11 protein-coding genes are annotated in these 11,894 nt (G+C 60.5%); 8 read left to right on the top strand and 3 right to left on the bottom strand.

Going from position 1 to position 11,894, the window contains the following annotated elements; genetic code table 11:
* The first annotated feature begins 204 nt into the window (after positions 1–204).
* From nudC to AB5Y67_RS05295, 8 genes are all read left to right on the top strand, one after another.
* Positions 205–984, top strand: a complete 780-nt coding sequence (gene nudC, locus AB5Y67_RS05330; protein WP_199428489.1) for an NAD(+) diphosphatase — start codon at positions 205–207, stop codon at positions 982–984.
* Positions 985–1,164: 180 nt separating this feature from the next.
* A complete protein-coding gene (hemE, locus tag AB5Y67_RS05325; RefSeq protein ID WP_199428488.1) occupies positions 1,165–2,232 on the top strand; it encodes a uroporphyrinogen decarboxylase in 1,068 nt (355 codons plus the stop codon).
* Positions 2,233–2,343: 111 nt separating this feature from the next.
* The gene (locus AB5Y67_RS05320; RefSeq protein ID WP_199428487.1) at positions 2,344–3,273 is read left to right on the top strand and encodes an ROK family protein; all 930 of its coding nucleotides are present in this window, start codon (positions 2,344–2,346) and stop codon (positions 3,271–3,273) included.
* A 60-nt stretch (positions 3,274–3,333) separates the two neighbouring features.
* Positions 3,334–4,344 (top strand): erythrose-4-phosphate dehydrogenase, encoded by a 1,011-nt coding sequence (gene epd, locus AB5Y67_RS05315; RefSeq protein ID WP_199428486.1) that lies wholly within the window; start codon positions 3,334–3,336, stop codon positions 4,342–4,344.
* Positions 4,345–4,405: 61 nt separating this feature from the next.
* Positions 4,406–5,569 (top strand): phosphoglycerate kinase, encoded by a 1,164-nt coding sequence (locus AB5Y67_RS05310; protein WP_005335436.1) that lies wholly within the window; start codon positions 4,406–4,408, stop codon positions 5,567–5,569.
* A 115-nt stretch (positions 5,570–5,684) separates the two neighbouring features.
* Entirely contained in the window at positions 5,685–6,764 is a 1,080-nt protein-coding gene (gene fbaA, locus AB5Y67_RS05305; RefSeq protein WP_005340963.1) for a class II fructose-bisphosphate aldolase, read from the top strand.
* 159 nt (positions 6,765–6,923) lie between these two features.
* Positions 6,924–8,228 carry an FAD-binding oxidoreductase gene (locus AB5Y67_RS05300; protein ID WP_199428485.1) on the top strand — a complete coding sequence of 435 codons (1,305 nt, stop codon included), beginning with the start codon at positions 6,924–6,926 and terminating at the stop codon, positions 8,226–8,228.
* Between the two features lie 236 nt (positions 8,229–8,464).
* The gene (locus AB5Y67_RS05295; protein ID WP_199428484.1) at positions 8,465–9,052 is read left to right on the top strand and encodes a hypothetical protein; all 588 of its coding nucleotides are present in this window, start codon (positions 8,465–8,467) and stop codon (positions 9,050–9,052) included.
* A gap of 55 nt (positions 9,053–9,107) precedes the next feature.
* Here the strand turns inward: AB5Y67_RS05295 and AB5Y67_RS05290 are convergent, their stop codons facing one another.
* The 3 genes from AB5Y67_RS05290 to cutA all read right to left on the bottom strand — a co-directional run bounded on the left by AB5Y67_RS05290 (position 9,108) and on the right by cutA (position 11,757).
* A complete protein-coding gene (locus tag AB5Y67_RS05290; RefSeq protein WP_042080037.1) occupies positions 9,108–9,521 on the bottom strand; it encodes a hypothetical protein in 414 nt (137 codons plus the stop codon).
* Between the two features lie 131 nt (positions 9,522–9,652).
* A complete protein-coding gene (locus tag AB5Y67_RS05285) occupies positions 9,653–11,443 on the bottom strand; it encodes a protein-disulfide reductase DsbD (RefSeq protein WP_199428483.1) in 1,791 nt (596 codons plus the stop codon).
* A complete protein-coding gene (gene cutA / locus AB5Y67_RS05280; RefSeq protein ID WP_064341342.1) occupies positions 11,440–11,757 on the bottom strand; it encodes a divalent-cation tolerance protein CutA in 318 nt (105 codons plus the stop codon). The genes AB5Y67_RS05285 and cutA overlap by 4 nt, the downstream gene beginning before the upstream one ends.
* Positions 11,758–11,894: the final 137 nt, after the last annotated feature.

The raw sequence follows: 11,894 nt of genomic DNA, 5'->3' as shown, positions 1-11,894 counted from the left end.
ACGGGATAACAGCGGGCCGCCTTCGGGCGGCCTCTTTATTTGCACCATCATTTGCACCATCCGTTTTTTACGAATGGGACAATCGGCCACGGCGGGGTCGTCAGCGACCCGTGCTGGTCGTAAGATGGGAGCCATTCGCGTGGCGTTTGCCCCTTGGCGGGCCCGCCGTAGCCAGGGTTTTGTTATAACGAGAGTGTTTATCTGATGTCATTAACCGAACAAGCCCGCTGGTTCGTGCTGGGGGGCGATCATCTGGTACTGCTCGATCAGCAGGGAGAGGTGCCACAAGGAAGTAAAGCGTGCCTGCCCGCAGCGCTGGCCGGTGCCCGTTTCGAGCGTTTTGATGAGTGGCAGGGGCTGCCCTGCTATCTGCTCGATCTGGGGGCTGAGGCCGACACGACTATGATGGCCCCCCTGCGCCAGTTGATGGTGGCGGGGGCCGAAGAGGGCTTTCGTCTCGCCGGCCGTGCCTGGCAGCTCGTTACCTTCCGCCGCACCCACCGTTTCTGCGGCGAGTGCGGCGCCCCCATGACCCCGAAGGCGGGGGAGTGGGCGCAGGTGTGCCACCTCGGCCACATGGCCTATCCGCGTATCTCCCCCTGCATTATCGTGGCGGTGCGCAAGGGGCCGGAGATCCTGCTGGCGGCTCATCGCCGTCACTACCAGGCGGACGATCCCATGTATACCGTGCTGGCCGGCTTTGTGGAGGCGGGGGAGAACCTCGAGCAGTGCGTGGCACGGGAGGTGTTCGAGGAGAGCGGCATCCGGGTGCGCAATGTGCGCTATGTGGCGAGCCAGCCCTGGCCCTTCCCCCACAGCCTGATGATGGGCTTTACCGCCGACTACGAGAGCGGCGAGATCCTGGTGCAGGATGACGAACTGGTCGCAGCCGCTTTCTTTGCCGCCGACCGGCTGCCGCGTTTGCCGCCTCACGGCACCATTGCTCGGCGGCTGATCGAGTTGTCACTGGCTGGCGAGGGGTAACGGCGCTTATCTTTTCGCCAACCTTTTTGCACCTCTTTTTAAAAACGGGGCGCTCTGGTTTGCGCCCCTTCACATCTTTGCAACCGCGCGCCCATTTGCCACGTTTTGGGCAGTCCGCTTGACTGGGCAAAGTGGTATTATGACCGCCATTTTATGCGTGATACGAACTCAGGAACTGGGATGAAAGAGCTGAAGAACGATCGATACCTGCGCGCCCTGCTGCGTCAGGACGTGGATATGACCCCGGTATGGATGATGCGCCAGGCTGGCCGTTATCTGCCGGAATACAAGGCGACTCGCGCCCAGGCGGGGGATTTCATGTCCCTGTGCCGCAACGCCGAGCTGGCCTGTGAAGTCACCCTGCAGCCGCTGCGCCGCTACCCGCTCGATGCCGCCATCCTCTTCTCCGACATCCTCACCGTGCCCGATGCCATGGGGCTGGGCCTCTACTTCGAGCAGGGTGAAGGCCCGCGCTTCGAGCGTCCGATCACCTCCATGGCCGATGTGCAGGCGCTGCCCATTCCGGATCCGGAAGATGAGCTGGGCTATGTGATGAATGCGGTGCGCACCATTCGCCGCGAACTGAAGGGCGAAGTGCCGCTCATCGGCTTCTCCGGCAGCCCATGGACTCTGGCCACCTACATGGTGGAGGGGGGCAGCTCCAAGGCGTTCACCAAGATAAAGCAGATGATGTACGCAGAGCCGCAAACCCTGCACCTGCTGCTCGACAAGCTGGCCGACAGCGTGATTGCCTACCTCAACGCCCAGATAAAGGCGGGTGCCCAGGCGGTCATGGTGTTCGACACCTGGGGCGGCGTGCTCACCCCGCGCGATTACCGCGATTTCTCCCTGCAGTACATGCACAAGATTGTCGATGGCCTGATCCGCGAGCACGACGCTCGCCGCGTGCCGGTCACCCTGTTCACCAAGAACGGCGGCCAGTGGCTGGAGCAGATCGCCGCCACCGGTTGCGATGCGCTGGGTCTGGACTGGACCACCGACATCGCCGATGCCAAGCGCCGGGTCGGTGACAAGGTGGCGCTGCAGGGCAACATGGATCCCTCCATGCTCTACGCCACTCCGGCTCGCATCCGTGAAGAGGTCGCCTCCATTCTGGCCGGTTTCGGTCACGGCAATGGTCACGTATTCAACCTCGGCCACGGCATCCATCAGGATGTGAACCCGGAACATGCCGGTGTGTTCGTCAACGCGGTACACGAGCTCTCCGCCCAGTACCATGGTCGCTAAGGCCGGGGCGAGAGAAGAAGAGTGTGTTTGAAATCCGGGGCCGTCAGGCCCCGTTTTACATTGAAAAAGGCGCCGTGACGACGAGAGCGTGGCGGCCGTGCAGGAGGCAAGATGAGCAGCAAGTCACTGGATTGGGGTATCGATCTTGGTGGTACCAAGTGTGAATGCGTGGTGCTGGATGGCGACGAGGTGCTGCTGCGCCACCGCATCCCCACCGAGCGGGCGGGCGGTTATGAGCACATGATCGGCCAGATCGCCAAACTGGTAGCTGAGTGTGCCGAGAAGATTGGCCAGCGCCCGACTGTCATCGGCATGGGCACGCCGGGGGCGCGGGATCCGCAGACCGGCCTGATGAAGAACTGCAACACCACCGAGCTCAACGGCAAGCCGTTCAAGGAGGATCTGGAGCGCAAGCTGGGTGTGCCGGTGCTGATCGCCAACGACGCCAACTGCTTCGCGCTGGCAGAAACCCATCTCGGTGCAGTGCGCCAGCACCATCCCGATGCGAAAGTGGTGTTCGGCATCATCATGGGCACCGGGGTCGGCTCCGGTATCGTCATCAACGGCCGCATTCTCAACGGTCATCACGGCATCGCCGGTGAGTGGGGCCACAACGTGCTTTCCCCTGATGGTCCCGAGTGCTACTGCGGCAAGCGCGGCTGCGTCGAGACCCTGATCAGCGGCCCGGCGCTGGAGGCCTGGTACGAAGCCAAGGCCAAGCGCCACCTCTCGCTCGCTCAAATCGCGGCCGCCACGGCTCACGATCATGTGGCCAAGCTCACCATCGACCGGCTGCATCTGCTGTTTGGTCAGGCGCTGGCCAACGTGGTCAACATTCTCGACCCGGATGTGATCGTCATCGGCGGCGGGGTGGGCAATGTGCAGAGCCTTTACAGCGCAGGGCAGCAGACAATTTTGCCCTTCCTCTTTAATCCCCGCTTCAGAGCCCCCATTATTGCTCCTGCCCTTGGCGACAGTGCCGGGGTATTCGGGGCCGCACTGTTGGCCCGCGGTGAATTCAAGGAGGCCCTGCTGTCGTAGCCGGGGCTCCCGGGCGGCCGGTGCGCCGCCCTGTTGCTGGTTCAAGGAAACGGATTCTCGATGATCAAGATTGCCATCAATGGTTACGGGCGGATCGGTCGCAACGTGTTGCGAGCCCTCTATGAAAGCGGGCGCGACAAGACCATCAAGATCGTCGCCATCAACGAGCTGGCGGCCCCCGAGGCCATGGTGCACCTGACCCGTTACGATACCAGTCACGGTCGCTTCCACCATCCGGTGCAACTGGCGGGCAACAGCATGCTGGTGGGGGAGGATCTCATCTCCCTGTTTGCCGAGCGGGATCCGTCAAAGCTGCCGTGGCGGGCGCTGGGGGTGGATGTGGTGCTCGACTGCACCGGGGTATTCGGCTCGCGGGCCGATGCCGAGCTGCATCTGACTGCGGGGGCGGGTAAGGTGCTCTTCTCCCACCCGGCGGATGCGGATGTGGATGCCACCGTGGTTTACGGGGTCAACCATCATACCCTCACCGGAGCGGAGCGGATCGTCTCCAACGCCTCCTGTACCACCAACTGCGTGGTGCCGGTGATTGAAACATTGCATCGAGAATTCGAGATAAATTGTGGTACTATTACGACAATTCATTCGGCCATGCATGATCAGCAAGTCATCGATGCCTACCACAGTGACTTGCGCAGAACCCGCGCTGCCAGTCAGTCCATCATTCCGGTGGACACCAAGCTGGCAAAGGGGCTGGAGCGTATCCTGCCCCACTTCGCCGGCAAGTTCGAGGCGATCGCGGTGCGGGTGCCGACCATCAATGTAACAGCGATGGATCTCAGTATTACTGTTCGTAAAAAAGTAACAGTTAGTGACGTAAATCAAGCCCTGCAACGGGCATCCAGAGGTACATTACACGGTATTCTGGATTACACGGAAGAACCGCTGGTCTCCGTAGACTTCAATCATGATGCGCACTCATGCATCATTGATGGTACCCAGACCCGGGTGAGCGATGCCAACCTCGTCAAGATGTTGATGTGGTGCGATAACGAATGGGGCTTCGCAAACCGGATGCTGGATACCACCCGGGCCATGATGGTTGCAGGCTGAGCCTGCCCCGGGCGAAAGGTTACTGTTTTTAACATTACCTGGAAAATATAGAGGACTGAATATGTCTGTTATCAAGATGACTGACCTGGATCTGGCGGGTAAACGCGTTCTGATCCGTGCTGACCTGAACGTACCGGTAAAAGACGGCAAGGTCACCTCCGATGCACGTATCGTTGCGACTCTGCCGACCATCAAGCTGGCTCTGGAAAAGGGCGCCAAGCTGATGATCACCTCCCACCTGGGTCGTCCGACCGAGGGTGAATACAACGAAGAATTCTCCCTGGCTCCGGTTGTCAACTATCTGAAAGACGCTCTGTCCTGCCCGGTTCGCCTGGCCAAGGATTACCTGGATGGCGTAGAAGTCGCTGCCGGTGAGCTGGTTGTGCTGGAAAACTGCCGCTTCAACAAAGGCGAGAAGAAGAACACCGAAGAGCTGGCCAAAAAATACGCCGCCCTGTGTGATGTCTTTGTAATGGATGCGTTCGGTACTGCTCACCGCGCCGAAGGTTCCACCTACGGTGTTGCTCAGTTCGCACCTGTTGCTTGTGCCGGCCCGCTGCTGGCGGGTGAACTGGAAGCCCTGGGCAAAGCCATGCTGAAGCCCGAGCGCCCGATGGTTGCCATCGTTGGCGGCTCCAAGGTCTCCACCAAGCTGACCGTACTGGAATCCCTCTCCAAAATCGCTGACCAGCTGGTTGTCGGTGGTGGCATCGCCAACACCTTCATCGCTGCTGCCGGTCACAACGTCGGCAAGTCCCTGTGCGAGCACGACCTGATCGACACCGCCAAGAAACTGGCTGCCGAGACCAACATTCCTGTGACCACCGACGTGGTTGTAGGTGCCGAGTTCTCCGAGTCCACTCCGGCCACCATCAAGTCCGTCTCTGACGTGACCGACGGCGACATGATCTTCGACATCGGCCCGGATTCTGCCAAGGCCCTGGCTGACATCATCATGAACGCCAAGACCATCCTGTGGAACGGCCCGGTTGGTGTATTCGAGTTTGACCAGTTCGCCGAAGGCACCAAGGTGATCGCTGAAGCCATCGCTGCTTCTCCGGCCTTCTCCATCGCTGGCGGTGGTGACACCCTGGCTGCCATCGACAAGTTCGGCATCGCTGACAAAGTCTCCTACATCTCCACTGGCGGCGGCGCCTTCCTGGAGTTCGTAGAAGGCAAGGTACTGCCGGCTGTTGCGATTCTGGAACAGCGCGCCAAAGCCTAATTGACCCGGAACGGGGGGCAAAAGCCTCCCGTTTCGTTTATCATGTGCCCGCTGTGCCGGTTCATGATGAACCCCCCATTTTTTATTAACGGCATACGAGACAGGACGATTAAACATGTCTAAGAAAATTTTCGACTTCGTAAAACCCGGCGTGATCACTGGTGATGACGTTCAGAAAGTGTTCGCCATCGCTAAAGAGAACGGCTTTGCTCTGCCGGCCGTAAACTGCGTTGGTACCGACTCCGTGAACGCCGTACTGGAAGCTGCCGCCAAGGTTAAAGCGCCGGTTATCGTTCAGTTCTCCAACGGTGGTGCCGTGTTCACCGCCGGTAAGGGTCTGAAGCTGGAAGGTCAGAAAGCTGCCATCCTGGGTGCCATCTCTGGTGCCAAGCACGTTCACGCTGTTGCCGAAGCTTACGGCGTGCCGGTAATCCTGCACACCGACCACGCTGCCAAGAAGCTGCTGCCGTGGATCGACGGTCTGCTGGAAGCGGGCGAGAAGCACTTTGCTGAAACCGGCAAGCCGCTGTTCTCCTCCCACATGCTGGATCTGTCCGAAGAGTCTCTGGAAGAGAACATCGACATCTGCTGCGAGTACCTGACCCGCATGGCCAAGATGAACATGACTCTGGAGCTGGAACTGGGTTGCACCGGTGGCGAAGAAGACGGCGTCGACAACAGCCACATGGATCAGTCCGCTCTGTACACCCAGCCGGAAGATGTTGCTTACGCTTACGAGCGTCTGTCCAAGATCAGCCCGCGTTTCACCATCGCTGCCTCCTTCGGTAACGTACACGGTGTATACAAGCCGGGTAACGTCAAGCTGACCCCGTCAATCCTGGACGCTTCCCAGAAGTACGTTTCCGAGAAGTTTGGCGTTCCAGCCAAGTCTCTGGACTTCGTATTCCACGGTGGTTCAGGTTCCACTCTGGAAGAGATCCGCGAGTCCATCTCCTACGGCGTAGTGAAGATGAACATCGACACCGACACCCAGTGGGCAACCTGGGAAGGTCTGCTGAACTTCTACAAGAAGAACGAAGCTTACCTGCAAGGCCAGCTGGGCAACCCGGAAGGCGCCGACAAGCCTAACAAGAAGTACTACGATCCGCGCGTATGGCTGCGTGAAGGTCAGACTTCCATGATCGCTCGTCTGGAGAAAGCATTCTCCGACCTGAACGCCATCGACGTACTGTAATTCGTTACAGCACCTTGATTGCATGAAAAGGCGCCCTTCGGGGCGCCTTTTGCATTTCTGTGATCCGCACCGGTTGGTGAGTGGAGGGGGAACTGGGTATTATCGAAACAACTTTGCTTATTTTATTAAACAATTTGCAACCAAGGCAGGATGCTGAGTATGCAGGCAGGAAAGCACAACGGATATCAGGAACACGTCGCCTCCTACTACGCGGCCACCCGCAACGACTCGCAACAGTGGCCTGAGCTGGAGGGGGAGCACAAGGCTGACGTCTGCATCATCGGCGGCGGTTTTACCGGTCTCAACACCGCCATCAATCTGGCTGATGCGGGCTACAAGGTGGTGCTGCTGGAGGCCAACCGCATCGGCTGGGGCGCCTCTGGGCGCAACGGCGGTCAGCTTATTCGCGGTATCGGCCACGATACCAGCCAGTTTGCCCGCTGGATTGGTGAGGAGGGGGTTCGCGAGCTCGACCTGATGGGGCTGGAGGCGGTGCAGCTGGTGCGCGAGCGGGTGGAGCGTTTCAATATCGACTGCGATCTCACCTGGGGTTACTGCGACCTCGCCACCCGTCAACGCCATCTGGCTGGCTTCGAGGAGGAGTTCGACCATCTGGCGAGCCTCGGCTATGAGCACGAACTCAAGCTGGTACCGCGGGAAGATATCCATAGCGTGGTGGGGTCTGATCGCTATATTGGCGGCCTTATCGACATGGGCTCCGGCCATCTCCATCCCCTCAATCTGGCGCTCGGCGAGGCGCGAGCCGCAGCCAGCCTCGGGGTTTCCCTGTTTGAACACTCCCGGGTGACCCATATCGATTACGGCAAGCAGGTCGAGGTGACCACGGCTCATGGGCGGGTCACCGCCGATTATCTGGTGATCGGCTGCAACGCCTATCTCAACGACCTCAATCCAGAGCTGGGAGGGCGGGTGCTACCTGCCGGCTCCTACATCCTCGCCACCGAGGTGCTGGATCGCCGCTTGCGCCAGCGCTTGCTGCCGCAAAACATGGCGGTGTGCGATCAGAACGTAGCGCTCGACTACTACCGCCTCTCCGCCGACGGTCGTCTGCTGTTCGGCGGGGCCTGCAACTACTCGGGAAGGGATCCCCGCGATATCAAGGCCTTCATGTTGCCCAAGATGCTGCGGGTCTTCCCCGAGCTGGCTGGCACTGCCATCGAGTTTCAGTGGGGCGGCATGATCGGGATCGGAGCCAACCGGCTGCCGCAGATTGGCCGCTTGAAGGAATACCCAAACGTGTTCTACGCCCAGGCCTATTCGGGTCACGGCCTCAACGCCACCCATATGGCGGGCAAGCTGGTGGCCGAGGCGATCCGCGGCGAGAGCCGGGGTTTCGATCTCTTTGCCAGCGTGCCCCATATCACCTTCCCCGGCGGCCCGGCGCTGCGCTCCCCGCTGCTGGCACTGGGTATGCTGTGGCACCGGATGAAGGATATCTTCTGACCCCCATTGTCAGCCTGTGCAGTGATGGCTGAAATAAGCCCCCTTGCCAGCCCTTGTTTATAGCGGGTTAGCACTATCGTTCCGCCCGATAGACCAAAAGATGCATTCGCGCCAATCTCGTCCGATTGGCGCTATCTTTTAGGTGTGAGAGCGGTTATCTGCCAAGGGGCAAGGGGTTGTCAGATTGCCGGAATATTTGCCGAGAAAGGGCCGAGGACGGGGAGAGGAGGGCCAAGATGGAGATAAATGTGGTCGCGTCAGGCGGGCTCACCCCGCTGGCGCAACGGCAGGGTTCTCCCGCCGTGCAGGCACAGGAGCGGGCTGCGACTTCACCATCAACGGGCAGTGACAGCCTGGTGCGCGACCTTGGCGCTGTGCTGGATGAGCTGGGGCTGTCACCGCAAGGGGAGAGCAGCGGCGGTGGCACTGTTTCAATCAGGGATTCGCTGGAAGCGTTCATCAACACCATGATGGGCTCCCTGCAACAGCAGCAGGAGCAACAGTTGGCATTGCAGCAACAACAGCGGCAAGAGCAGGAACAGCGCAAACTCGCCATCGCCGACAGCAGTGAAAACCCGCTCAAGCGGGATCTGGAGCGCCTGCTGGAGACGCTGGATCAGCAGGGCGGACAGGAAAAAGAGAGCGAGCAAGGAGCCGAGCGTGAAGCGGTCAACCCCTTGCAGAGCCAGCTGACCAAGCTGCTGGAGAGCCGTGGTGCGGCAGAGAGCGGGGTCACCCTCAAGGAGGTGCTGTCAGGGTTGGCCAGCAAGCTGCCGAACGAACCTGTCGAGCGAAAAGGGTATCGGGTCGATACCCAGGTTTGAGCTGGTTGGCAACGGCAGCCCAGCCGTTGCAGAGACATGAGGGGCTTGTTGCCCTTTATTGCGCCGGTTCCGCCAGCCGCCACCCCTGTTCGTCCTTCATCATCCACACCTCGGCCTCTTGTGGCAGCACCTGGCCCGCCTCGAACTCGCCATATTTGCGCTCGAGCTCCATCAGCCCCATCTCCTGCTGGAAGGGGCCAACCCGGTCGTAGACCAGGTCCTCGTCGTGCAACACCTGCAACTGATCGAGCCCCTGCTTGAAGTGGAGCTGGTAACTCACCTTGACCAGATAGACCCCCTCCATCCGCTCCTCCTTGCCGAGGATGGTGAAGTCGCTGATATCGAACAGGTTGGCGTCTGTCTCGGCCAGTAGCTTGGCGGTGACCTGCTGGCGGATATCCTCTTCACCGGGCCCTGCACTGCAGCCATAAAGCCAGAGGGCTAGCAGGGGGATGAACCACTTTTTCATCAAAACTCCGGACGGGCGAGACAATCGAAGGGCAAATTCTGCCATGCTGCCGGTCATATACAAGAGATTGCCAGAAAAATCAGTACGTAACGTATGAGGCGGCCCCCTGTCTTTCGACAGGGGGCCGCTGGTCAGCGTAGCTGATCAAGCCTGCCCAGAAACTCGGCAGGCCCCATAAAACCGGTGACCCGCTGCCCTGTCAGCTCCTTGCCCTCGCGGTCGAAGAAGATGAGGGTCGGCAGCCCCAGCACATTGAGGGTGTTGAGCAGCTCGACATCGGCATCGTCGTTGGCGGTAACATCCGCCTGCAGCAGCACCATCTGGCCGAAGCGCTCCCGCACCGCGGGATCGCTGAAGGTCTTGTGCTCGAACTCCTTGCAGGCGACGCACCAGTCGGCGTAGAGGTCGAGCAGCACCGGCTTGCCGCGGGCGGCGGCCAGCTGCACCTTGAGATCATCCAGCGTCTTGATGCGGATAAACTGCGGGGCGCTCTGGCTAGCGCCCGCCGTGACGGCAGCAGGGGTGGCCGGTTGCAGCAGATCCTTGCCCACCACCACGGCGCTGATCATCGCCAGCAACAGCACGAAGCCGCGCACGCTTTGGGCCACCGAGTGGGGTTGGTGCTGGTTGTGGTGATAGAGGTAGCCGCACAGCAGCAGCCCCCAGCCGAGCCAGGCGAGGGTAGTAACTTGATCGCTCCATAGCCGTGACAGCAGCAGGATCGGCACCGCCAGCAGGGCAAAACCAAACAGCTGCTTGATCACATCCATCCAGGCGCCCGCCTTGGGCAGCAGCTTGCCACCCGAGGTGCCGAGCAGCAGCAGCGGCAGACCCATCCCCAGTGAGAGCGCATAGAGCGCCGCCCCGCCGAGCCAGAGATCGCCGCTCTGGGCTACGTAGATCAGCGCCCCCGAGAGCGGTGCTGTGGTGCAGGGGGAGCAGACCAGCCCGGAGATCATCCCCATGATGGCGACCCCGACTACCGAGCCGCCCTGCTGGCGGTTGGAGAGGCCGGAGAGCCGGGTTTGCAAACTGCTCGGCAGTTGCAGGGTGTAGAGCCCGAACATGGAGAGGGCCAGCAGCACGAACATCACCGAGAGGCCGATCAGCACATAGGGGTGTTGCAGCGCCGCCTGGAATTTCAGCCCTGCCGAGACCACTACCAGCCCCAGCAGGGTGTAGGTCATCGCCATCCCCTGCACATAGACCATGGAGAGCAGGAAGGCGCGACCGGTGGAGAGGCGATGACCGGCGCCGGCGATGATGCCGGTCAGGATTGGGTACATGGGGAAGACGCAGGGGGTGAAGGCGAGCCCCAGCCCCAGTGCGAAGAAGGCGACGATGCTGAGCCAGAACCCCTGATGGCCGAGGGCAGCGGCCAGCTGATCCTGCTGGCTAACCGGTGCGACGTTTTGTGCCGTTTCAGCAGTGGACACTGTGGTTGCCGTGACCAGCGGGGCCACATCGATCAGCTTGTCGGTCGGCGGGTAGCAGAGGCCGTCGGTACAGCCCTGATAGCGCACCCGCAGGGTGGCATTTTCCCCCACCTCCTTTAGCGGCACCGCGATGCTCACCTGCTGGTAGTAGACCCGGGTCTTGCCGAAGAAGTCATCCTCGTGCTCGGTGCCTTCCGGCAGGGTCGGCTCGCTGAAGGTGAGGTTGTTCCCCTTGAAGCGCAGGCTGTGGCGATAGAGGTAGTAGTCATCGGCGATGTGGAGGGTCAGCAGCAGCTGATCGCCACGCTGTTCGCTCTCGATCTGAAAGGCCTCATCGACCTGCAAAAATTTGGGTTTGGCATTGGCCTCAATGCCCAGCGAGCTGAGCAGATCGGCGCTGCTGGCGTGGGCAGGGGCGCTGCCCACTGTTGTCATCAACAGGGCACAGAGCAGCAACAGGGGAGAGAGCAAGCGGGTGAACGTCATGAGGTCTCCCCATTGAGCCAGTCGAGATAGGCGGGTAGTCCGGCACTCACCGGCAGGGCCAGCAGCTCGGGAACCTCATAGGGGTGATTGGTTTGAATACATGCCTGCAGCTCGGCAAAGAGTGGCTGGCGGGATTTGATGATGAGCTGGATCTCGGTGGCGCGCTCTACTTTGCCTTGCCAACGATAGACGGAGGTAATGCCCGGCAGTTGATTAATGCAGGCGGCCAGCCGCTGGTTCAGCAGCTGTTCGCAGAGAAGGTCGGCACTGGTTTGATCTGGGCAGGTGCAGAGCACCACAATGGCGTCGGTCATAAAGCGGATCTTCACCTCGTTGGGGTAAACCGGGCAGGCGCCCTTGCCGTGTCATCCTTTTCTGCGGATGAAGGTGAAAAAAGCGCCTGAAAATCAGCGACTACTATACCCCAGAGCCGCTTCAAATAGCATCTGTA

The organism is Aeromonas sp. s12 (genome assembly GCF_040907925.1).
Classification (GTDB): Bacteria; Pseudomonadota; Gammaproteobacteria; order Enterobacterales; family Aeromonadaceae; genus Aeromonas; species Aeromonas veronii.
The sequence above is the reverse complement of the archived record's forward strand: the minus strand, read 5'-3'. Positions and strand labels throughout refer to the sequence as shown.